Source organism: Methyloprofundus sp. (genome assembly GCF_965251085.1).
Lineage (GTDB): Bacteria > Pseudomonadota > Gammaproteobacteria > Methylococcales > Methylomonadaceae > Methyloprofundus.
In genome coordinates, this window is the sequence record NZ_OZ252594.1 from 2,739,962 (window position 1) to 2,763,392 (window position 23,431).

Consider the following 23,431-nt stretch of genomic DNA (forward strand, 5'->3'; position numbering starts at 1 on the left):
CCTGCAAGCCCATATTTTGACTCTCATTAACCTGTCTAGCTAAGTGGTTATTAGGTTTTTACTGCCGCTTTGCCAGCCCTCTTTGTCCAACCGATCAAAATATCCAGATTTAAATCATAAATAGAGGAAATTTTTTGTATCGTATGGATATCCCCCGAGCCCAAGGCAATAAACACCCTGCCAACGTGCCATGACCTTTTAATCAAAGTGACTTAACTTCGGTTAATGTTAAGCGAGTAACCCCACCTTAACCCAATCATCCCATTCCTGTGGATAGAGCGGATCTGCAGGTGTTCTGACTCTCAGCTGATTATTGCCTGTGAGTAATTTTCCAGCCACCCGAATCAGATAAGTACGAAGTGTATCCGGCTCCCATTGGCACAACGTTTTGTTGCCACTCAATTGAGCCATCCAGCGCACGGTATTGTAGGCAAGAACGGCGCAATGAAATAATGCGGCATTAGCCAGAAATTGATTCGTTCTGATTTTACCTAAACCCATTTGTGATTTTGCTTCTTCAATCCATGTTTCGCACGTCGCTCGTTCACCATACTTCTTATGTGTTTGCCAAGGCGATAGAGGTTCAGTTGTTACATAACAAAAATAGTCATATTCTGCCGTATCCCAAAGCTCGGACTGAGGTCCTGTCACTTGTTTAGGTTGCTTTATCCTGACCGCGACAAACTGACGAGAGCGAGACCAGCCACCACAACGATATTGAAACTCGCTCTGCTCCCAACCGGGTCGGCCTTGTATGGCTGTCCAGGCCTGTTTGGCCAGCAATGCGTTCAAATTCTTAAGTTTAACCTTTATTAGATACCCATGCCCTCTGGTATCGAGAAATTCAAGCAAATCACCGACAAAATAACCACTGTCACCGCGAAAAATAATGCGCATCCGATTGGGCAAGTGTGCAAGTAACTGTTTGGTAAATTCTACAACACCATTGCTTGTAAAGGCATTGCCTGTCCGGAACCAGGCTCAGACATCTTGATTCGCTATCCTGAAAGAAATCCATTAAAACTTAAACTAGGCAATATAATTAAAGGGTTAGGGAATTATTGTCAAATGATTGATATTTTCAGCTAAAGAAATGAAAACGGTACTCATTTAGGTTAAACTAAGCCCTCATATCATACGAGGTATTCAATTAATGCAGCAACTCATGCTCCCAATAATTCCTCAGGGTACGACTATTATAAATGGTCAGGTCAGTGTTGATAACCGAAATGATGAGTGGTTTTATTTCCTCGGCGGTATCCCGATCTATTCTCACCAGGCTGACAATAAGAGATTATTTAGACTTCACACCTCTCAACTCATCAATACCGGCTCCTGTCGTTCAATCGATATTATTACAACCTTTGGTGTCTCTAAAAGTAGTGTTATGCGCTCATTAAGGCAACTACGAGAAAAAGGGGCTGATTCGTTTTTTGAACCTCGCCCGACTCGCAAGGGAGGACCACTCTTTACGCTTGAGGTTTTGCAGCAAGCTCAGGAATATCTGGATCAAGGTATGACGCCTAACGAAGCCGCTAAAGAATTAGGCATCCGGGCAGATACCTTTCGCAAGGCGATCAGTGATGGACGTTTAAAAAAAAGTCTGCCGTATCAATAGACCCCAATGATGGCAGTACCAAATCAGCCCGTGATATTATTGATGCCAGTGCAGCCGAGTCACTCGGTACGGCCTGCACTCGAGTAGAAGAGCGAATCCAGGCGGCTTTGGGTGAGCAGGAAAAGGGAGCCTCAATCGAATTCGAATCCTGTTTAGATGTTCCTAAAGGCGGTGTGTTATGTGCATTGCCCGCGTTACTTAGCAATGGCTTATTAAATGACATTGAGCACCACCTTGGCAAACTGACAGGTTATTATCAAACCTTTCATATCCTATTGCTACTCGCCTTTATGGGACTATGTCGCATCAAAAATGCCGAACAACTTCGCGAGCATGCACCGGGTGAATTCGGCAAACTACTTGGCCTGGATCGGGTTCCCGAAGTGCGCTGTTTAAGAACCAAAGTAAAAGGACTGTCTGATCCAGAATCAGTTGAAAGCTGGGCGGCCGACCTCAGTCGACAATGGATGGAAAATGAACCAGAGGCAGCAGGAACACTCTACATAGATGGTCATGTCCGTGTCTATCATGGACACTTGACTAAACTTCCCAAACGGCATGTTTCACGCGAAAAACTCTGCTTACGGGGTATCACCGACTACTGGGTTAATGATGGTACGGGGCGTCCCTTCTTTGTCGTTGAAAAAACGGTGGATCCGGGCTTACTAAAAACGCTGGAAGAAGATATCGTCCCCCGATTACTCAAAGACATTCCGAATCAACCGAGTGCACAAGCATTACAGCAAAACAAACAAGCCTGTCGTTTTATCCTGGTGTTTGATAGAGAAGGCTATAGCCCCGCATTCTTTAGAAAGATGTGGGACAAGCATCGTGTCGCTTGCATGACCTATCATAAATTTCCCACCGAAAATTGGCCACTGGACAATTTTTCCAGTCAGGAGATCACACTACCGAGTGGTGAAAAAGTCATCATGAAACTCGCCGAACGAGGCAGTCTGGTTGGAACCAAAAAACAGGCGATGTGGATGAGAGAAGTGCGCAAGTTGACTGATTCTGGTCACCAAACCAGTATTATTACCACAGCCTATGAACTAGAGTTGACGGCTGTTTCTGGGCGAATGTTTAGCCGGTGGTGCCAAGAGAACTTTTTTAGATATATGAAGCACCACTATGGGCTAGATATGCTACAGGAGTATGGAATAGAGCCACTATCCGATACCCAAAAGGTGGTCAACCCTGATAGGCGCCAACAGGAAGGACAGCGTAATTCGATACAATCCAAACTCAATTACCGTCTATCTCGATTTGCAGCGATGGAACTTCATCCGGTGATTAAAAAAGATGAAACGGAAGATGTGAAATACAAGAAATGGGAAAGAAAACGAGCAGAATTACTCGAAGAAATAGAGCATTATGAAAATGAACTAAAAACCATCAAGGAAAAACTAAGCCAAACGCCCAAACACATTACCTGGCAAGAGTTGAGAGACGAAGATAAGTTCGAACAGCTTCTGCCAGGGAAAAAGCGGCTGATAGATACTGTCAACATGATCGCTTATCGGGCAGAAACAGCAATGGCCGCTCTGCTAACCTCACCGACAATCGACTTTCCGATGGCAAGGCAACTATTACAAACGCTGTTTGTGACAGAAGCAGATATATTACCCGATGAAGTAAAAAAACAACTTCGGATACGTGTGCATAGTACTTCCCGACCTGCAAGTAATAAAGCAATAGAAAAGTTATTTGAACAACTCAATCAAACGGAACTCAATTATCCAGGAACCGATCTGCGCTTAATTTATGAGCTGACTTCATCCGCAAAAAATTAGGAAATGGTCTCAAATTAGTTTCGTCTGAATCAAGATGTCTGAGGCTTGTAAAATTTCTTTTGTTTCCGCTAGAAAAGCGAGTTGTGGATGGTATGAACGGGCACCTTTCTTTTTGGGGTTGAAGCCTTTGGCACTTCCTTCTTGTCGACCACAAACGGTGTCCACAGTTGAATCGACATCGACCCACTGGACGGATTGTATGCCAGTTTTCGATTTTCCGGAACGAAGCAATCGCCGCCAGTGTTGACCACGCAAAGTATGCGTGAGCGTTTCAAACTGGCTTATCTGCCTATCACTTACTTCTTTAAAGATCCGTAAAATTGTGGTTTCAACAGGAATCTTTATCCAGCCAGCTACTTTGCGCAGTACGCTATCTGCCCATACGGTCGTCACCTTTGCCATTGATGTTGCTCCCCCCATCATGCCAACCAACGTCAATAGAACCACATCAGATAAGTGATGGTCTGCATTTTCACCCCGCCGATGTGGAACGCTTTGTTTTACGGTTTTTTCAAAACCTATCCTGTCTAAATATTTCACGACGGGAATCAGTCCCGCCTGGCTTGTCAATCCATGTGCTGTAGATGTCATTTTTACCGTTCGGGTACGGTTTCTTACGTGAGATGAGGATTTTGATACTTTAGAGGGCTTCATTAAAACAATGAGATAGTGAAATCAGGAAAATGATATTATATCATTGTTTAATAAGGAGTTTTGTGGATTATTATGTATAATGCTTGCAGGATTTAGGAAGTATTATAATTGTACTCGTTAGCGACAGCTAAACATTTTTTCCGCTAAAGCACCTGAAAATAAATAAGTGTCCAATATTTGGGCCGTATTTTTGTTTTTCATCAGTGCTGTAGCAATAGACACATAGTAGGGTACGTAACTGTTGTTACTGTTCCGATGGCGGACAATAAGATCAGCAAGGATGGATAATTATTTGTTTCCAGGAGCCTAAAACTTGACTAAAGTACTGAAAAACCTCGGCGAATATGAGAAATTCGAGCTATAGGTTTAATTTTTGCTACAAATCCTAAACTCATATCTCTAATATATTTATTCCGTTTGTTTATGCAACTAATTTTTTTGGGAAGAGACTATGAAGTGGTTTAAGGCTGTTTTTCCTTTAAAAAACCCTCCGTTCAATCAGTCGGAAGCTGAAGGAATCGAACCCTTTTCAACCAGTCAATTACTAACTCTAGCAGAGTGCAAAGAATGTACTGCGCCTATTGCAGAAAATACCGAACCGCTAAACTATGGTCAAATACAACATTTAGTCCCTTTACGCCATTTAGATATACCGGCTATATCTGGCTTAATCCATAAAACCCAGACTTATGCAGAACAATCCGTCATATTTATCTACGACCAAGCGGCTGAATATGTTTACTATCTGCTAGCAGGTACGATTACTATATTGCCCAATATGGGCAATAGCTATCAAATTACTGCGGGCTCCACGCGGGCGCATTTGCCAATTAATAGTGGGCAGAATTTTAGTGCGACAGTCGTTGCTAGCACCGAAGTCAAGATTCTGCTGGTTGATGCAGATTTAAAGCAGTTGTGGACGACAAAAAGTAAGAGTGAGATGAATTTTGTCGAGTTAATGGATCTCAACTTACCAGAATCCTTAGCCAGCTTGCCATTAATAGCTGATTTTACTAATGCATATCGTGACAACAAACTTAGCCTGCCATTATTGCCTGATATGGGTTTAGGGAGATGGAAAGAAATAATCATCCAAACGAAGTAAGCTTGTGTCTCAATAATTTATAATAATGAATTCTGAATTTATTCTCACACTAGGCAGATAAGCTTGTTGATATTAACAGATAGCATTATAGGTTGGATTATAAATACAGCCCATCGTTTAAAAGGCTCGGTACGTCGTATATTCATGGCTGAAACGGTGGAGCTACTAGGCTCAGGTGGTGCAAGTATTGCTGAAGAAAAACTAGGATGGAATAGAGGCACTATCCGAAAAGGACAATATGAACTTGAAACTCAGCCCATAGAAGATAATTTTTCAGCGAGAGGGCGTAATAAAAGTGAAGAGCATTTTCCTCATCTACTTGATGACATAAAAAAAATTGCTGAACCGGAGTGTCAAACGGATCCCTCTTTTAATTCCTGTCGATTATATACCCGGCTAACGGCTAAAGAAGTTAGAAAACGTTTACTGGAGATTGATTATTACGATGAAAAAACATTACCTTGCTCAAAAACTATCAATACAAAATTAAATGACCTGAGTTACCATCCAAAAAAGGTACAAAAAACAAAGCCTCATAAGAAAATCAAGGAAACGGATGCAATTTTTGAACAAGTTCATTCAGTCAATGGAATGGCAGATATCAACCCAAAAGAGATTCGTATATCAATTGATGCCAAAGCAAGAATGAATATAGGAAATTTTTCACGGGGAGGACGAAATCGGGTTTTAACAAAAGCAGAGGATCATGATTTAGATGTTAAGGAAAAGTTAACTCCTTTTGGTTTTTATCTGCCTGAACATGATGATTTTTTCCTTTTCTTTACAGCAGGCTATGCCAGCAGTGATTTCATCGTTGACCGATTGGAAGAAATTTGGCCAGAAATTCAAGAAAAATATGGAGTAGATATTCTGACAATTAACGCTGACAATGGTATGGAGAACAGTAGCTCCAGAACTCAGTTTATAAAAAGGCTTGTGGAGTTTGCTGAAAAAAGCAACATAAAGATAAAACTGGCCTACTACCCTCCTTATCATAGTAAATATAACCCAATTGAACGAGTATGGGGAGCCTATGAAAATCATATTAGTGGCGACATAATGGATACAGTTGAAACAACTTTAAAATTTGCCAAAAGTATGACCTACAATGGCAAAGCACCTATTGTTAAATTAACAGAAAAAATATATGAAACAGGAGTAAAGGTAGGTAAAAAAGCAATGAAGACGTATTATCAGTTTGTTGACCGAATGCCATCGTTGGAGAAATGGTTTTTGACCATTTCTCCTGGTTGTTCTGGATGATTATTTCTTTCCATCTCCCTTAAGGTTGAAAGAAGCGATCATTCATGATTTACCGGCCTCGGAAGTTATCAATATCATTCAAACCGACGCTGAGCTAGCCCAAAAATTAATTCAGCTTGCCAACAGCCCCCTCTACACGTCCGCAAGTGAAATCAAAAGCTGTGAGGATGTGGTTTCCTGTTTAGGATTATCGGCTACTGCCAATTTAGTAACCTGCATTACCCTAAGGCAGCTATTTATATGTCATGATAAGCAACTGATGGCAGCGATGCAAAATCTCTGGCGGCGTAGTTTATATGTCTCCTGCTTAAGTTTTGTGCTGGCAGAAGAAGTGGGTGAAATTAATTCCGATGATGCTTTATTGGCAGGCTTGATGAGTGATATAGGCGTGATTCCCTTATTACGTTTCGCCGATCAATATGCCGGCGAACTACCGGAAATAGAACAATTAGAAAAAGTTGTTCCTTTTATACGCGCTCCTGTAGGAAACTTATTGTTGAACTCTCTGGGGTTTGGCTTTTCCGAAGATCTACTCAGTATTCAGCTACATTCGGAAGACTGGCGCTATGAAAGCGGGGGAGAATTGAGTTTAGTTGATATCGTTATTTTAGCCAAACTTCATAGTTATTTTGGATCACAACACACCTATCAATTACCTTTTATAAATACTATTCCTGCCTATGCAAAGCTCAAAAATGGTAAATTAACCCCTGACTTTTCCCTGAATGTATTGCGTCAGGCCAGCCAGCGTATTAAGGCTGTGATAGACGTATTAGCCTAGAATTAATTGAACCCTGTAATCGACTCACAATAAAAGAAATGACTAACCCTTTACTTGAGAACAACGAACTGCCCTTATTTTCACAAATTAAGCCTGAGCATATAGAACCAGCCATCGTACAACTCTTAAGCGATGCTCAAAGTTGTGTAGAAAAGCTGTTAGCTGAGAACAAAATTTATAGCTGGGATAACCTTATTGCTCCGTTGGATGAAGCAGAAAATAGAATTAATAAAGCCTGGTCTCCCGTGAGCCATATGAATTCCGTGGTTAATAATGATGAACTGCGCGATGCCTATAATGCCTGCCTACCAAAGTTAAGCGCCTACTCAACTGAAATGGGTCAGCATGAGGGTTTGTTTAACGCTTATTTATCAATTGCTGACAGCGCAGCTTACGTGAAATTAGAACCCGCACAACAAAAAGTAATTCAAAATTCCTTACGCAGTTTTCGCCTATCGGGTGTGGATTTAGACGATGCGAAAAAAGCGCGTTATAAAGAAATCAGCCTGGAACTCTCGCAGCTATCCAGCAAGTATGAAGAAAATTTGCTGGATGCGACTAACGCATGGCAGAAGCTAATCAGCAAAAAAAGTGAGCTGGCGGGTTTACCCGAATCTGCCTTACAGCAAGCAAAGCAAACAGCTGAACAAGCAGGTAAAAAAGGCTGGTTGTTAACCCTGCAGTTTCCATCTTATATCGCAGTGATGACTTATGCTGATGATAGGCAATTACGTGCGGATATGTATAAAGCCTTTTCCACGCGCGCTTCTGAACTAGGCGCGAATAGCGATTGGGATAATAGCGAGATTATGGAAAAGACTATTGCATTGCGCCATGAAAAGGCGCAGTTATTAGGCTTTAATAATTATGCCGAGTTATCGCTGGCAACAAAAATGGCCGATTCAACTCAGCAAGTCACTGACTTTTTAGAAGAGCTTGCTGAGAAATCATTACCTCAGGCGCATAAAGACCTGTTTGAACTGACCGAATTTGCTAAACAGCAATATGGCATAACAAAGCTATATACCTGGGATACGGGTTATTACTCTGAGAAAATGCGTCAGCATGCCTATGATCTATCACAAGAAGAAGTAAGGCAATACTTCCCTGCACCGCGTGTTTTACAAGGCTTATTTGATGTGGTTGAAAAGCTGTATGGCTTAAATATCAATGAAGTCGAGGGAGTTGATCTCTGGCACAAAGATGTACGTTTTTTCCAGATTAAAGACAGATTGGGCGAGTTACGCGGTAAATTTTATATCGACCTGTATGCGCGCCCTAAAAAACGCGGAGGCGCCTGGATGGATGATTGCGTTGGCCGTAAAAAAATGGCTGACAATATTCAGATTCCGGTTGCCTATTTAACCTGTAATTTCACTCCACCGGCAGGTAATGATCCGGCGCTTTTAACCCATGATGAAGTTCTGACTTTATTTCATGAATTTGGTCATGGGCTGCAGCATATGCTGACCAAGGTAGATTATCTGGGTGTATCGTGTATTAATGGTGTTGAATGGGATGCAGTGGAATTGCCTAGCCAGTTTATGGAAAACTGGTGCTGGGAGAAAGAAGGCCTGGCCTTAATATCAGGACATTACAAATCAGGTGACGCATTACCGGAAAGTTTATTTAATAAAATGCTGGCAGCGAAAAATTTTCAAGCGGGCATGGTTATGGTTAGGCAGTTGGAATTCAGTTTGTTTGATTTCAAAATGCATCAGGACTACACGCCTGAGCAGGGTGCGAAAATTTATGAGCGCTTGAATACGATTCGGGAAAAGGTATCGGTGATGCTTCCTCCAGACTTTAATCGCTTTGCACATGGTTTTTCACATATTTTTGCCGGGGGTTATGCCGCAGGTTATTACAGCTATAAATGGGCCGAAGTATTATCCAGCGACGCCTATTCCTTATTTGAAGAAAACGGTATTTTTGATCAAAAAACCGGCGATGCCTTTTTAACTCATATTCTGGAAACGGGCGGCAGCGCGGATGCCATGGAATTATTTGTCAAATTCAGAGGGCGTGAGCCGAAAATTGATGCTTTATTAAGACATAGCGGGATTGCGGCATGAAATATAAAGACTTAAGAGATTTTATAGCGCAATTAGAAAAAAAAGGTGAGCTCAAACGCATTACTCAGGAAGTAGATCCAGTACTGGAAATGACTGAAATTTGTGACCGCACTCTGAAGCAGGGCGGGCCAGCTCTATTATTTGAAAACCCAAAAGGATATAACATTCCTGTGCTGGCAAATTTATTTGGTACACCTGACCGGGTTGCAATGGGTATGGGGGAAACTTCGGTGACAGCTCTACGTGGAGTGGGCGAATTATTATCGCAATTAAAAGAGCCCGAGCCGCCTAAAGGCATGAAAGATGCGATAGATAAAATCCCAGTGTTTAAAAATGTGCTAAATATGGCACCTAAACTGGTAAAAAATCCTCCCTGCCAGGAATTAATTCGTGTCGGTGATGAAATTGATTTAGGACAGTACCCGATTCAAACCTGCTGGCCTGATGATGCAGGGCCGCTCATTACCTGGCCTTTAGTGATTACCAAAGGGCCGTATAAAGAGCGGCAAAACCTAGGTATTTATCGCTTGCAAGTGATTGCAAAAAATAAAGTGATTATGCGCTGGTTAGCGCATCGTGGTGGTGCATTGGACTATAGGGAATGGCAGGAAACACATCCGGGCGAACCCTTTCCTATCTCGGTGGCATTAGGCGCTGATCCCGCCACTATTTTAGCTGCAGTCACTCCTGTACCGGATACGCTATCAGAATATGCTTTTGCGGGTTTACTACGCGGCAGTAAGACCGAGGTGGCAAAATCCATGACGAATGATTTACAAGTGCCTGCTAGTGCGGAAATTGTTCTGGAAGGTTTTTTGTACCCTGGTGAAATGGCACCTGAAGGGCCGTTTGGCGATCATACCGGTTATTATAATGAAGTAGGTGAGTTTCCGGTGTTTACCATAGAACGTATTACTCAGCGTCAGGCACCCATTTATCACAGTACCTATACGGGCAAACCACCTGACGAGCCAGCCATCTTAGGCGTGGCTTTAAATGAAGTGTTTGTGCCGATTCTACAAAAGCAATTTCCGGAAATTACTGATTTCTATTTACCCCCCGAAGGCTGCTCCTATCGTATGGCCGTTATTAGTATGAAAAAGCAGTATGCCGGTCATGCCAAGCGCGTTATGCTGGGTACCTGGTCATATTTACGTCAGTTTATGTATACCAAATTTGTTATCGTTGTCGATGATGATATCGATGTACATAACTGGCAGGAAGTGATCTGGGCAATTACTACGCGTATGGATCCCGCACGGGATTTAACTATTCTGGAAAACACGCCCATTGATTATCTGGATTTTGCGTCTCCGGTATCAGGCCTAGGTTCTAAGGTGGGTTTTGATGCGACTAATAAATGGCCAGGGGAAACCACACGAGAATGGGGGAGAACGATTACTATGTCAGAAGAGGTCGTAAAAAAAGTCGATGAAATGTGGGAAAGTCTGGGTATCATGTAGCCCGTATAAAACTTGCGTAATACGGGTTTGGTGAGCCTCTCCGAAATAGCTAGAGTTACAAACTAGTCGCTAAGTCACCGAACCCACATAAATATTATGCGTCTGGCTATGCAAATTAACCAGCAGTTCAGCAAAGAAGTTGGGAGAAATAGTATGCTCAGCGAGCTCATTAACAGGCAGCCACTCAACCCCGACCTGATGTTTATCTGGGTCAGGCCCGGAACTAGGGATATATTCGGCAGGTGTTTGGCATTGAATCAATACTTCTAACTGATGGCGAGTATAGGGCTGCGGGTCAAACTTGGGGATAAAAAAATCAGCAATATGCAGTACGTCATAAGCATCGACAAGGGTATTAATTTCTTCCTGGCACTCGCGAATGACCGCTTGGTGTAAGGTTTCCCCTGATTCTAAAGCACCGCCAGGCAAAGTGTAGCGTATACCATCCTCCTGGCTGTCTTTCTTGATTAGCAGAATTTTTCCATCCTGCACAATAACCGCGCGCACCGTAATGCGTATTCCTGACTGTAATTTATCCATTTGTCTAGTTGCTAGTGGTTAATCAAGAAAATGATAACGTGAGATGTAGGGCGCGGCTTTAGGCAACTGGAAATAAAAAAACGTCCAATATTTGGGCTGGATTTTTGTTTGTCATTAGTATTGTAGCTGTAGGCGCATAGTTGGCTACGTAACGACTGCTACAGTGCTAATAACGGACAAAAAGACCAGCAAAGTTGGATGATTATTTATTTTCAGGTGCCTTAGCCCGCTTTTCTCTAGCTTCTCAGCTAAATGGCGGGCTAAAGCCACGCCCTACCCCATAAGGCTTAACTACTTAATCGTGATTACAACCCGCACCATGAATATGGCCGTGTTCCATTTCAGTCTCAGTTGCAGAGCGTATCTCCATTACTTCAACATCAAAGGTTAATTGCTCACCAGCAAGTGGGTGGTTACCATCAATCGTAATATCGTCACCTTCTAACTTAGTAATAGTCACAACAGCGGGTCCACTGCTAGAGTCTGCCTGAAATTGCATGCCTACTTCGATTGTCTCAATGCCCGGGAACATTTCTTTGGATACTGTCTGAATTTGCGCTTCATTACGCTCGCCATAAGCATCTTTTGGCTCAATAGTTACGGTTAATTTATCACCTACCGATGACTCACTCAGCGCACTTTCAAGTCCAGGGATAATATTGCCTGCACCGTGCAAGTAGCTTAAAGGTTCTGCACCAATAGAGCTGTCTAATTTCTCGCCAGCTTTGTTGGTTAAAGTGTAGTGTATTGATACAACGGGGTTTTCTGTATTTTTCATATGAATGAATATATTATAGTTTAAGAATAGGTTTTATGAATCATCACTTTGCCTGGCAAGCTTGGTGAGCGCTGCAATTAAATCAGTAAATTTTTCTAATGACTCTGTTCTGACGGTCGCATGAGCAAGCTTGCGCCCTTTGCGTGCAGCTTTATCATACAAATGCAGGTGCACTTGCGATAATGAAAGTAACTTTTCATTTGCAGGTACATTACCTATAAAATTTTGCATAGCGGCATAGCCGATCGAGCTGGTTGCACCTAGAGGCATGTCCATAATGGCTCTTAGGTGATTTTCAAATTGACTGGTTTCAGAGCCTTCTATGGTCCAGTGCCCTGAATTATGTACTCGTGGGGCAAATTCGTTGGCTATAATGGTATCGCGCACTGCAAATAATTCCAACGCTATCGTGCCTACATAATCAAGCTCCGTCAGAATGGCATTAACAGCACTTTCGGCCTGCGCCTGTAACGGATCGTTACGGGTATTTTTGGCCAGACGTAAAATACCTTTATGATGCTCATTTTCAGATAAGGGGTAATAGACAACTTCACCCGAAACGCTACGGCTGGCAATAATAGAAATTTCTCTATCAAAAGGCACAAAGCCTTCTACCACACACGGCGCATTTTTAACGGCTAGCCATGCTTCGGCGAGATCCTGCTCGCTATGCAGTACGACTTGTCCTTTACCATCATAGCCGAAGCGCCGTGTCTTAAGGATCGCAGGATAGCCTATATTGGACATTGCCTGTTGCAGTTCATCTAAGCTAGAGACCGCTGCAAAAGATGCGGTGGCAATGCCTAAATCCTGCAAAAATGTTTTTTCGGTAACCCTGTCCTGACCAATCAGTAAAGCTTTCGCCGGCGGATAAACCGAGGTCGTTTGACTTAAGAAATCTATAATTTCAACCGGTACATTTTCAAATTCGTAAGTGATAATATCCGCTTGTTCTGCTAACTGGCTGAGCAAGGCCTTATCGGTGTACTCGCCAACTAGGTGTATGCCTACGTCAGCTGCACAGGCAATCGGAGTCGGGTCTAAAAAAATAAATTTAAGCCCTAAGGGTTTGCCTGCTAACGCAAGCATTCTGGCTAATTGCCCAGCGCCTAAGATACCTATAACCATTAGACAAGCTCCCGCGGATCTGAGTTTGCAAGAACCGTTTCAGTTTGCTGTTGGCGGAAGGCATTCAGCGGTGCTTTATATTCAGTATGTTTATTGGCAACAATAGCGGCGGCCAGCAGTGCGGCATTTATGGCTCCCGCCTTACCTATAGCGAGTGTTCCTACGGGAATTCCTGCCGGCATTTGCGCAATAGATAATAAAGAATCCATGCCGTTTAAAGCTTTCGACTGTATAGGTACACCGAGTACTGGAATCACTGTTTTTGCAGCAGCCATACCCGGTAAGTGCGCTGCGCCACCAGCACCGGCAATAATGACTTCAATGCCTTTGCCTTCGGCAGTTGATGCATATTCAAAAAGTTTATCCGGTGTACGATGCGCAGAAACCACTTCTACGTCAAAAGGAATGCCCAGTTGTTCCAGTTTTTCAGATGCAAAGCGCATGGTTTCCCAATCAGAAGTTGAGCCCATGATAATTCCCACTAATGCAGTCATGTATGTCCTTTTTATGCAAATAATCAGCTGACGTTGTAGCGATAAACCTGCTCATTCGTTAGCAAAAAGTAATTGATTATACTTAAGTTTATTGCATTTTAAAATACCAGAATTGAGATTTTATAAAGCGTATCGAATTAAAATCAGGCGGTCGGGATTTTTATGAGGAGGCAGTGATCCTAGAAAAATCAGTTGCTCACGATTTCTAGCACAAGCTCTTGATTCCACCGCACTTCCAAAAAATGCCCGCTTAACCTACGGGTGAAGCTCAGATTTTTTGAAAGCACTGTGAAACCAATATCATGCACTATAAATTCGCGCTCAACTGATTTTTCTAGGATGATGGAAACGCAAGCGGGAGCTTGGTTATCGCAGATTTTTTGTAGCTAATTGTTTGAGACTTATTATAAGCATGCTTGCTTATAAGATTAATAAAAATAAGCCTTGGGATTGTTACGTTTTAAAGGGGGAATGCGGCTATAATGAGATCAATTGAGACACTATGAAAGTGGGAGTTTTTATTGGCTAGCTCAAAAATGTGCTAAACAAGCCAGAATAATAACCCTCAGCATAGACGAGGGTTATTATTAGGATTAGACTATTACTTTAAAACTGTTGTAGCTGAAGAAGCGCCCATGCCACCGCTATCTGCACCAGTACCACAACCAACTAAAACTGACATGCTTGCAATTACAAGTACCATAGCGCTAATTTTTTTAATTGAATTTTTCATTTATTAATCCTCAATGTTATTGATTTGAAGTTCATTAAAGTAGTGTGAACTTGCGTATAAAAATCTTTTGGTGGCTTATCTTAAGAGGCAAATTGAATGAGTCCTGAGAAGGTTATCATCACTACTGTAACTCTTAGATAGCCAGTTATTAGAAGCTTTATGCTTTGTTTGGCTTCGGGGGATATATTAATTCTTTTGAGTTTTTACTTATTGATATAGATCAATAAATCGTGAACTAGTTAACAATTTCTATAATATTTCGTAGAGCCAGCCATACAAAGTATTGAAGCCGGGGGGGTAAAAATGGATCAAATGGTAAAAGACTTTAAAATCAGTTGCACTAACTGCAGCCTGGATGAAATTTGTCTTCCTCGTGGCTTGTCGCAACAAGAAGTAGAAAATTTGAGTATTGAAGTTAAAAACAATATTTCAGTACAGAAAGGTGAATATATTTATCGCCAGGGAGATGAGTTTAATATGATTGTGGCTATTAAGTCAGGGTCTGCAAAACTGGTTTCCAGTGATGACCAAGGCAATGAGCATATACTCAATGTACTCTTACCTGGTGAGTTGATAGGTTTTGAAGGCCTGTTTCAGAATAAATATAGTTGCTCGGCAATAGCACTGGAAAATTTAAGTTTCTGTGCCTTACCCGCAGATAAATTCGATGCTTTGTGTGCCAAGATCCCTGGGATTGCGCGAGAACTTTTAAAACATTCAAGTGAGACTCTCAATGAGTCTCAGAACCAGGTAATGGCGGGAACAAGTTCTGCGGAAGAAAAGGTAGCCAGGTTTTTATTAAACTTATCAGACCGTTTAAGTAAACGGGGGTATTCTTCAGTGCAATTCAATATAACACTGACTCGCCAGGAAATTGGCGAACATTTAGGCCTGACTCTGGAAACAGTAAGTAGAACACTGAAGCAATTTCAGAATGATGGTTTTCTAAAGGTACAAAGGCGGCATATTGAAATTACTAATTTACAAGGTCTATTAAACATCCACTCTGGCTTATCTGAATAAACCTAAAAACCGCAGTTGAACGCTAAAAAACACTCTAAGCATTTGAGTATAAAACATAATGACCGTAACAACTTACCACCTGCAGGGTGAACAGACTCCGCTTCACGGTTCTGTGAATAAATCTGAGCGCGAAATACTGCGTTACAGCTATTGCCAAGGGCTACGGCCATTGCCTGCTAGCGGTGCCTTGTCTTTCGCACTCAGATTTTCCACAAAATCCCTGCTCAACTGCGGCTTCTAGGATAAAGAGTAATTCTTAACCTAAATAATGTATAGCCTTACCAGAATTACCCCCTAAGGAGCGAGGATTCAATAACACCCTAAAGTATGACGCAGGATTTTGGCCTCACAGTTGCACCAGGAAAACAGGCGCTAAGCTGGCTACGTAACTATTGCTACAGTGCTGATGATGGACAAAAAGACCAGCAAGGATGGATGATTATTTGTTCCAGGTGCCTAAGGCTTTCCACTCTACGCCTAGTTTAGCTTTTAAGACGACCGGCAATGCGCTGATATGCTTCGATTAGCTCTTCACCTACAACCTTGGCAGAGCTAATAAATTCGTCCGTAGTTTCCACTGAATCATCGGCAATATCGCCTGCTTTTTGCTTAACTTGCTCCCAGATCTCTTCCGCGCTAGAAAATTCCTCCTTGGCTTGCATAGAAGCTAAATGCAATTTTAAATTCAACTCATCGCGTTCGGTAGCGAGTTTCGCCATTAACTCTTCAAATTCTTGTTTCATTTTCAATTCTCCTAAAATTAGTGCTGGAATTACATTTAATTACTTTTCGGGTAAAAAGGCTAATAGTTTTTTTACAAATATATCAATTCTGGATTTTCTTGCATCCAGAGGAATATCCTCAAGAGTTGCTAATGCCTGCCCTGCAGTACGCCAAACTAATTGATTGGTTTTCGGGTTGACCACATCAAATATCAAAGTACCTTTTTCATAACGCGCTTTATCAATATTATGTACCATTAGACCTGGCACTAAACCATATCGACGCGCGATCTCTTCATCGCTCAATGCTGACTGCAGGCTTGCAACAAAACAAATATTTAAATCTGCTTGCTCTGCTCCTGCTACCTGCTTATAGCCTTTTTTCCGCATATGCCGTTCTATACTTTGCTTTAACAAAGCCCACATATCCACATTTTTAATGAGTCCACTACCCGACTGCTGTAGAAAGCCTTTTGACCATTGGTAAGTTGCATTTTCGGGTAAAAGCAACTTAGAATGATGCACAGTGATAAATGACACGCGCATCTCTTCCTGCGCAACGTATTGCTTAGTAGAGCAAGAAACCAGTAAAACACTAAATAATATTAAGTTTGCTAATAAACACGCTTTTCTATACATAAGCCTTGATATTTTTGACAAATACGGGGGAAGTCTGATTAGCTAGATGAGTAACAGACCACGAAACTACAATTTTTAAAGGGTATTATCATGTTCAAAGCTAAACTATTCAATCAATTTCTAGCGACAGGCTGGCTGACTATTTTACTCAGCAGCCCATTACAGGCGACTGAAAAACAAGCGCTCCTGAACAATATCAAGCTTCCTCAGGGATTTACAATCAGCCTGTTTGCCGATGACGTACCCAATGCCAGAACCATGGCATTGGGTAAAGGTGGCACGGTCTTTGTCGGCACCAGGAGCGCGGGTAAAGTGTATGCTTTGCAAGATAAGAATCAGGATGGCAAGGCAGACCAGCGTTATGTCATTGCTACTGGCTTGAACATGCCTAATGGCCTTGCCTATAAGGATGGAACGCTTTATGTCGCAGAATTACAGCGTATTATTCGCTTCGATAATATAGATCAACAGCTAAGCCAGCCGCCTGAGCCTAGCGTTGTTTATAATCAGTTCCCTGATACAAAAAGGCATGGCTGGAAATACTTGCGTTTTGGCCCGGATAATAAGCTTTATACCGCTGTGGGAGCGCCGTGCAACATATGCCTACCCAAACAAACAATCTTTAGCTCTTTACTACGCTTAAATACAGATGGCACTGATATGGAAATATTAGCGCGCGGCATTCGCAATACGGTGGGGTTTGACTGGCAACCAAAAACAAACACACTGTATTTCACTGAAAATGGTCGGGATATGTTAGGCGATGATATTCCACCTGATGAACTCAATAAATGGACAAAAAAAGGACAAAATTTTGGCTACCCTTTTTGTCATGCCGGTGAGCTTCTAGACCCTGAGTTTGGAAAGGGTAAAAATTGTAAGTCTTATAGCGCACCAGAATGGAAATTTAAAGCACATATGGCACCACTGGGAATTCGTTTTTATCGTGGTCAGCAATTTCCAAAAAGCTATCATAGACAGCTTTTTGTAGCCCAACACGGCTCATGGAACCGCGCTATACCTCATGGTTACCGCATAGCCTTGCTTAAATTCAAATGGGGCAAGGTCGCTTCCGAACAAGTCTTTGCCGAAGGCTGGCTAGGCGAAAACGGCAAAGCGATAGGCCGCCCTGTGGATATCCTTGAATTAGCTGATGGTAGTTTACTCGTCTCGGATGACCTGGCGGGTGTAATCTATAAAATTACTTATACGGGTAAATAGCAATCACTAGCGTTTAACCTAGAAAAACTGGCGATATAAGCCACCTGAAAATTAATAAGTGTCCAATATTTGGGCAGAATTTTTGTTTGTCATCAGTGCTGTAGAAATAGGCGCATAGCTAGCGACGTAACTGTTGCTATTGTGCTGATAACGGACAAAAGACTAGCTAGTTGCTTAAGTTATTTCCTGCGCGTTCCTAAGATTTGAAAGCTTTGTAATGGGCTTTAACACTCGCTATAAAGCCGGCTTCGCCAAAGTACTGACGAAGGGTCTGCTGCACTTTTAGCCTGATTGCTATGATTCTACCCTTGATATAAATATGGATGGCAGAATTAAGTAATTTTTCAATCATGCCCATAGTCCAACCATAGCTGGTTTTCAGCCATGAAAATGTCATCAATGTTTGCTTAGTTAAATCAAATAACCAGAAAGTAAAGGCAGCTACCGGTATCTTTACAGCATACACCATCATCCCAGTGACAAAATAACCTTCTATAAAACAGTATCCAGCGAGAAATCCCATCGCCTCTGCCACCAATAAAATAAAAATAAACACCGTCAGCAGCAAATAACGGTTCATCTGTAAAAATGTCTTTTTTAGCGGCTCTAAGATAATAAGGCTTTTAAGGTACTGATAAACAGGCTTGGCAAAAACATTCCAGATCAGCTCCTCGAACAGGATATAGCCTATGACCAGTATGCTTTCCAGTGTTTTAGCGACAAATAGCGTTGTTTTATTGTTAGTTGTATTCATATTAAGTATAAAAAGTGATTCCGTATTAGCTTATTTGGCACTTTTACGGCACAAACTCATAGGCGCCAATATCTATATTTCCATTGAGAGGCCTAAGCTCAGTTGTAGCAGGATGACGATATTGGTATTTAGGGCTTAATATAAAACCATTTCTAGCCTCACCTGGCACAATTCCTCTATTGGTTAATGCACTCATTGCATGCTTTAAGCGGTAATCATAATTTTCTGCATTCACAAAATCAGCAACCGCTAGCTGGACATTACTGAACTGTACAGCTGCGCCCTGCATTATTTGTCCAGGACCAACAAACAAATTATTCACTAAAACCGTTAATCCCGCCGCATGATTTTTGATAAATTGAGAATCCTGAGCAGAATTAACAAATGTATTATTAACCACATAGAGTAATGACGAGGCTTTATTCTGCTTTCTTTCAGCAGAATAGGAAAGCAAAGTATAATTATCATTGGCAGTATTTTGATGAAATAAGTTTCCGACAACAAAGGCATCGCCTCCATTTGGCATATCCAGAAGGTAACTTGAACCTAACTTTTCATCGGTAATTTTGTTGTAAAGAATATAATTTTCATGAGCACGTGATTTAATATTATGCCCTGTTTCAGCATCGTGAATATAACTACCCGTTAAGGTAAATTTAGCTATTTCGCCGATGTATATATTATGACCTAAGCGTTTATGGCGATTATAATCAACCGTATTATTATTGAACTCGGAGTTTTCGATAATGATTTCGCTGGCAAGATTTTTACCCGTTAAAATACCCATCTCATTATCATGAAAATGACAATTTCGTATTGTTAAGTTGCTACCTTCCATGCGAATCCCCGCGCCATTTCTAGAAGCCACTTTAGCCTCGGAAAATTCAATATTTTCAATCGCAACATTATTACCTTTAAAAACCCAGATTGCTTTGCCTTCAGCTGCCTTTCCATTAGCTTTCAAATGTGCTCGACCACCAATGCCTCGTATGGTTATATTGCTCTGTCTCCAGACAGTAACATCCTCAAAATACTCCCCCGCTTCAATTTCAACAATTGAATTATCCCCAACTTCTCGCGAAATATCACTGGGAGTTGCATACATAGATGAAGATCCCACCTGATATATGTGTTGTTCTGGTGTATTAGCGTTTTGACTAGATGACTTTGTGTCTTCCCTTCGCGTTTGATGACTCTTAAAATTTTTTGATGCAATTTCCTTTGCCTCGGTCGGTAAAATAGACACTTGACTGTTGTTAAGCCGAATATCCATATCTGCATTTAGGAGCGAGAATTCAATAATACCCGAGTCTAACTTGTCTTTTGACTCCACAGTCGCGCAAGGAAAACAGTTGCGTAGCCTGCTATACGCCTGCTTTCCTTGCGCGACTGTGATGCCAAAACCCTGCGTCATATTTGCGGATATTATTAAATCCTCGCTCCTAACCGTATAACTGAAGCATAGTACTGCACAAGCCCAGCAGCTATAGTTTACTTTTGATTTCATAATCACCTCACTAGATTGTTGAGCAACATGCTGGCAGTATTGAGGATATTGTTAAAGATGAAACATAGATTTCGCGCAGTCACAGAATAAGTTGAGCAACTGGCTTATCTTTTTATCCGTCTTCTGCGTTGTAGAAACTATATCGTAGCTGGCTATGCGCCTGTTTCTACGCCCCCGTATCGAGCACGGGGCAGGCTTTGAATACGAATAAATCCTGCGTCAGGTGCTCAACTTATTCCGTGCGCGCCCCTTAGCTACCCAATTGCATCTGCACTGTTTCTAGCACACGACTAAAAACATCCCTGCCTTCAGTATAAAAAATTTGCGCATCTGTTTCCCTGCGTAGCCAAGTAAATTGGCGTTTCGCTAACTGTCGTGTCGCAATAATACCAAGTTCCTGCATTTCATCCTGAGTGATTTCACCGTCTAAAAAAGACCACACCTGGCGATAACCTACAGCCCGCACGGATGGCATTTGCACGCTTAAATCGCCTCGCTTATACAGGGCTTCTACTTCATTAACCAATCCCTGTTCTATCATCAGTTTAAATCGCAGGGCAATTTTCTTATGCAACACGGTCCGATCTCGCGGCGCAATAATCAATTTTATTTGCCGATAGGGTAGGCTTTCTACCTTTGCTTCTTCATGTAACTGCGTTATCGACTTACCTGACAGTATATAAACTTCTAGTGCGCGTTGTACACGCTGTGGGTCATTCGGATGTATGCGCGCAGCTGCAACGGGGTCTATAGCCAGAAGCCTGGCATGCATCGCTTGTTTGCCTATTTCTCTGGCCTCAGCATCTAGTTTCTCGCGCAATGTACTATTCGCCGTAGGCAACTCTGCCAGACCATTGAACAAAGAATTAAAATACAACATGGTGCCGCCAACCAACAACGGTACTTTGCCTCGAGCCGTTATGTCTGTCATTAACTCTAGCGCGCTGGTTCTAAATGTGCCTGTAGAAAAGCTCTCTGCCGGATCTAAAATATCGATTAAATGGTGCGCAATCCCTGCTCTTTCCTCTAAAGTTGGCTTTGCCGTTCCGATATCCATGCCTTTAAAAACCAGCGCTGAATCGACACTGATAATTTCAGCATTCAGTTGTTGTGCCAATTTGACCGATAAAGCGCTTTTACCAGAGGCCGTCGGGCCCATTAGGAAAATTGCGGGGGGAAGGCTATTCAATAGGATACTCCGAATAGGTGCTCATAGACCTCACTCCTTCTACTGCCCACGCAAAAATAGCTTATCAAGCTCTTTTTTGCTTAATTCCACCCATGTGGGTCGGCCATGATTACATTGCCCACTGCGCTCGGTTTTTTCCATATCCCTAAGCAGGGCATTCATTTCTGGAATGGTTAAACGCCGGTTAGCGCGTACCGAACCATGACACGCGATGCTTGAAAGGATTTCATTACAGCGCTGCTCGATACGCTGGCTCATGCCATGCTCGATGATATCCGCCAGCACATCTTTAACTAATAAAGCGATATCTATTCCCGTTAATAATGCTGGAGCAGCTCTGACCACAAGCGTCTCTTCAGCCATACGATTTAGTTCAAATCCCAGGCGCATAAAAAAAGCCTGCTGATCGTCGGCTAAATCTGCCTCACCACTGCTGACTTGAATTTGCACTGGCAGCAATAAAGGCTGAGAAGGTATAGAGCCTTGCTGGTACTGGCTTTTAAATTGTTCATAAGTGACCCGTTCATGAGCGGCATGTGCATCGACCAGAATAATACCGTTTTGCGTCTCCGATAATATATATATGTCATGCAAATGCGCTACTGCATAACCTAATGCAGGCGCTGCTTCTGTATTCGCTGGTTCAGAAATAGGCGGCTCATGTACATCCATTGCTTTGCTAGGTGCAACGACTCGGGTATAAGCTTCAATCTGTGCATCGACATCTAAAGGCAGGGACGATTGGCGTGGTACTGCAGAGGGCTGGTAACTTTGACGAACAACGGGGTTACTATCGCTTGCCGGCAAGGGTTGAAAATCAACTACCTGTTGCACATCGGGACGAGTAGTCACAGCTTCCGATTCAGCTATTTGCTCTTGCGGCTTAGGCCGTACATCAGCTAATGAGCGGTGTAGTGCTTTATATAAAAAATCATGTACGGTACGCCCTTCCCGGAACCGTACTTCCAGTTTCTGCGGATGCGCATTCACATCGACCAGACCTGGATCTAGCACCAGATACAATACATACACCGGATGCCGTCCATGAAACAATACATCCTGATATGCCTGTTTAATAGCATGCGAGACCAATCGATCCTTGATCAATCTTCCATTCACATAAAAGTACTGCATATCCTGCTGACTACGCGAAAAAGTTGGCAAACCTACCCACCCATACAGGTGCATTCCCGACGCATTAAAATCAACGACTACAGAATTTTCTAGAAAAGTCGAGCCAAAAATTTGCGCGACACGTTGTTCCTGTTCCGCTTGTGTCTCTGCTTTTTTAAAATTGAAGACTTCTCGCTGGTTATGCTTCAATTCAAATGTAATATCAAAACGGCTTAATGCCATGCGCTTAAATAGCGTATCGATATGAGCAAATTCTGTTTTATCGGTTTTTAAAAATTTACGCCGTGCAGGTGTATTATAAAAAAGATCACAGACTTCAATAGTCGTCCCTAATGGGTGCGGATCGGGCTGCGGATCTAGCTCTTCTTCCGAGCCATCCGCCTGTACTCGCCAGGCGCAATCAGCCTCTGCAACTCTTGAAATAAGACTTAAACGCGATACCGAACTAATACTCGGCAAGGCCTCGCCACGAAAGCCCATGGTTGCTACCTCCTCCAGATCATGTAAAGACTGGATTTTACTGGTAGCATGGCGGGATAAAGCGAGTGGCAAATCTTCTTTTTCTATACCGCAGCCATTATCTCTGACCTTAATCAGCCGCGCCCCACCCTGCTCTATCTCAACTATAATCTGGCTGGCTCCCGCATCGAAACAGTTTTCAACTAACTCTTTAACCACAGAAGCCGGTCGCTCAACTACTTCACCGGCGGCAATCTGATTAATTAACTGGGGAGGTAATGCATGAATGCGCATAAAATAACTCATTATTGTTAGAGAGATCGGACGCTTAGGTATCAAGCGCTCCATATCATCGACT

22 protein-coding genes and 1 pseudogene are annotated in these 23,431 nt (G+C 42.4%); 10 read left to right on the forward strand and 13 right to left on the reverse strand.

Features of this window, described 5'->3' with window-relative positions; genetic code table 11:
• Positions 1-228: 228 nt before the first annotated feature.
• Positions 229-981 (reverse strand): annotated as a pseudogene (locus tag ACQY3F_RS12730) (transposase); the annotation flags it as partial.
• Between the two features lie 172 nt (positions 982-1,153).
• On the opposite strand from ACQY3F_RS12730, the gene ACQY3F_RS12735 reads away from it, so the two are divergent.
• Both ACQY3F_RS12735 and ACQY3F_RS12740 read left to right on the forward strand, forming a co-directional pair.
• Positions 1,154-1,618 (forward strand): hypothetical protein, encoded by a 465-nt coding sequence (locus ACQY3F_RS12735; protein WP_428353676.1) that lies wholly within the window; start codon positions 1,154-1,156, stop codon positions 1,616-1,618.
• Positions 1,619-1,656: 38 nt separating this feature from the next.
• Complete coding sequence (locus ACQY3F_RS12740) at positions 1,657-3,411, forward strand: putative transposase (RefSeq protein ID WP_428357615.1); 1,755 nt, start codon at positions 1,657-1,659, stop codon at positions 3,409-3,411.
• Positions 3,412-3,420: 9 nt separating this feature from the next.
• Here ACQY3F_RS12740 and ACQY3F_RS12745 read toward each other — a convergent pair whose 3' ends face one another.
• Positions 3,421-4,065 (reverse strand): transposase, encoded by a 645-nt coding sequence (locus ACQY3F_RS12745; RefSeq protein WP_428355235.1) that lies wholly within the window; start codon positions 4,063-4,065, stop codon positions 3,421-3,423.
• Between the two features lie 451 nt (positions 4,066-4,516).
• Here ACQY3F_RS12745 and ACQY3F_RS12750 point away from each other — a divergent pair, with 451 nt between their 5' ends.
• The 5 genes from ACQY3F_RS12750 to ubiD all read left to right on the forward strand — a co-directional run bounded on the left by ACQY3F_RS12750 (position 4,517) and on the right by ubiD (position 10,752).
• Positions 4,517-5,170, forward strand: a complete 654-nt coding sequence (locus ACQY3F_RS12750; protein ID WP_428355236.1) for a hypothetical protein — start codon at positions 4,517-4,519, stop codon at positions 5,168-5,170.
• Between the two features lie 66 nt (positions 5,171-5,236).
• The gene (locus ACQY3F_RS12755; protein WP_428352931.1) at positions 5,237-6,433 is read left to right on the forward strand and encodes an ISAzo13 family transposase; all 1,197 of its coding nucleotides are present in this window, start codon (positions 5,237-5,239) and stop codon (positions 6,431-6,433) included.
• A 25-nt stretch (positions 6,434-6,458) separates the two neighbouring features.
• Positions 6,459-7,214: an HDOD domain-containing protein gene (locus ACQY3F_RS12760; RefSeq protein WP_428355238.1), complete on the forward strand. Its 756-nt coding sequence runs from the start codon at positions 6,459-6,461 to the stop codon at positions 7,212-7,214.
• Between the two features lie 38 nt (positions 7,215-7,252).
• On the forward strand, positions 7,253-9,289 hold the full coding sequence (gene prlC, locus ACQY3F_RS12765) for an oligopeptidase A (RefSeq protein ID WP_428355239.1): 2,037 nt from the start codon (positions 7,253-7,255) through the stop codon (positions 9,287-9,289).
• On the forward strand, positions 9,286-10,752 hold the full coding sequence (gene ubiD / locus ACQY3F_RS12770) for a 4-hydroxy-3-polyprenylbenzoate decarboxylase (protein WP_428355240.1): 1,467 nt from the start codon (positions 9,286-9,288) through the stop codon (positions 10,750-10,752). The genes prlC and ubiD overlap by 4 nt, the downstream gene beginning before the upstream one ends.
• Before the next feature lie 69 nt (positions 10,753-10,821).
• On the opposite strand, the gene ACQY3F_RS12775 is transcribed toward ubiD, so the two are convergent.
• The 5 genes from ACQY3F_RS12775 to ACQY3F_RS12795 all read right to left on the reverse strand — a co-directional run bounded on the left by ACQY3F_RS12775 (position 10,822) and on the right by ACQY3F_RS12795 (position 14,425).
• Positions 10,822-11,292 carry an NUDIX domain-containing protein gene (locus tag ACQY3F_RS12775; protein ID WP_428355241.1) on the reverse strand — a complete coding sequence of 157 codons (471 nt, stop codon included), beginning with the start codon at positions 11,290-11,292 and terminating at the stop codon, positions 10,822-10,824.
• 295 nt (positions 11,293-11,587) lie between these two features.
• Entirely contained in the window at positions 11,588-12,070 is a 483-nt protein-coding gene (locus ACQY3F_RS12780; RefSeq protein WP_428355242.1) for an FKBP-type peptidyl-prolyl cis-trans isomerase, read from the reverse strand.
• A gap of 33 nt (positions 12,071-12,103) precedes the next feature.
• Positions 12,104-13,198, reverse strand: coding sequence for a 5-(carboxyamino)imidazole ribonucleotide synthase (locus ACQY3F_RS12785; protein WP_428355243.1), 1,095 nt, complete (start codon positions 13,196-13,198; stop codon positions 12,104-12,106).
• Positions 13,198-13,692 (reverse strand): 5-(carboxyamino)imidazole ribonucleotide mutase, encoded by a 495-nt coding sequence (gene purE / locus ACQY3F_RS12790; protein WP_428355244.1) that lies wholly within the window; start codon positions 13,690-13,692, stop codon positions 13,198-13,200. The genes ACQY3F_RS12785 and purE overlap by 1 nt, the downstream gene beginning before the upstream one ends.
• A 601-nt stretch (positions 13,693-14,293) precedes the next feature.
• Positions 14,294-14,425, reverse strand: coding sequence for a hypothetical protein (locus ACQY3F_RS12795; protein ID WP_428355245.1), 132 nt, complete (start codon positions 14,423-14,425; stop codon positions 14,294-14,296).
• 303 nt (positions 14,426-14,728) lie between these two features.
• Here ACQY3F_RS12795 and ACQY3F_RS12800 point away from each other — a divergent pair, with 303 nt between their 5' ends.
• Positions 14,729-15,448 carry a Crp/Fnr family transcriptional regulator gene (locus tag ACQY3F_RS12800; RefSeq protein ID WP_428355246.1) on the forward strand — a complete coding sequence of 240 codons (720 nt, stop codon included), beginning with the start codon at positions 14,729-14,731 and terminating at the stop codon, positions 15,446-15,448.
• A 327-nt stretch (positions 15,449-15,775) separates the two neighbouring features.
• Positions 15,776-15,934 (forward strand): hypothetical protein, encoded by a 159-nt coding sequence (locus ACQY3F_RS12805; RefSeq protein WP_428355247.1) that lies wholly within the window; start codon positions 15,776-15,778, stop codon positions 15,932-15,934.
• Here ACQY3F_RS12805 and ACQY3F_RS12810 read toward each other — a convergent pair.
• Both ACQY3F_RS12810 and ACQY3F_RS12815 read right to left on the reverse strand, forming a co-directional pair.
• On the reverse strand, positions 15,931-16,191 hold the full coding sequence (locus tag ACQY3F_RS12810) for a hypothetical protein (protein WP_428355248.1): 261 nt from the start codon (positions 16,189-16,191) through the stop codon (positions 15,931-15,933). The two genes, ACQY3F_RS12805 and ACQY3F_RS12810, sit on opposite strands and share 4 nt — an antisense overlap.
• A 39-nt stretch (positions 16,192-16,230) precedes the next feature.
• Positions 16,231-16,809, reverse strand: a complete 579-nt coding sequence (locus ACQY3F_RS12815) for a DUF4136 domain-containing protein (RefSeq protein WP_428355250.1) — start codon at positions 16,807-16,809, stop codon at positions 16,231-16,233.
• 90 nt (positions 16,810-16,899) lie between these two features.
• On the opposite strand from ACQY3F_RS12815, the gene ACQY3F_RS12820 reads away from it, so the two are divergent.
• Positions 16,900-18,030, forward strand: a complete 1,131-nt coding sequence (locus ACQY3F_RS12820; protein ID WP_428355251.1) for a PQQ-dependent sugar dehydrogenase — start codon at positions 16,900-16,902, stop codon at positions 18,028-18,030.
• 196 nt (positions 18,031-18,226) lie between these two features.
• Here ACQY3F_RS12820 and ACQY3F_RS12825 read toward each other — a convergent pair whose 3' ends face one another.
• From ACQY3F_RS12825 to mutL, 4 genes are all read right to left on the reverse strand, one after another.
• Positions 18,227-18,784: a hypothetical protein gene (locus tag ACQY3F_RS12825; RefSeq protein WP_428355252.1), complete on the reverse strand. Its 558-nt coding sequence runs from the start codon at positions 18,782-18,784 to the stop codon at positions 18,227-18,229.
• Between the two features lie 43 nt (positions 18,785-18,827).
• Positions 18,828-20,198 carry a right-handed parallel beta-helix repeat-containing protein gene (locus ACQY3F_RS12830; RefSeq protein ID WP_428355254.1) on the reverse strand — a complete coding sequence of 457 codons (1,371 nt, stop codon included), beginning with the start codon at positions 20,196-20,198 and terminating at the stop codon, positions 18,828-18,830.
• 343 nt (positions 20,199-20,541) lie between these two features.
• Positions 20,542-21,450, reverse strand: coding sequence for a tRNA (adenosine(37)-N6)-dimethylallyltransferase MiaA (gene miaA, locus ACQY3F_RS12835; RefSeq protein WP_428355256.1), 909 nt, complete (start codon positions 21,448-21,450; stop codon positions 20,542-20,544).
• 69 nt (positions 21,451-21,519) lie between these two features.
• On the reverse strand, positions 21,520-23,367 hold the full coding sequence (gene mutL / locus ACQY3F_RS12840; protein ID WP_428357682.1) for a DNA mismatch repair endonuclease MutL: 1,848 nt from the start codon (positions 23,365-23,367) through the stop codon (positions 21,520-21,522).
• Positions 23,368-23,431 lie beyond the last annotated feature (64 nt).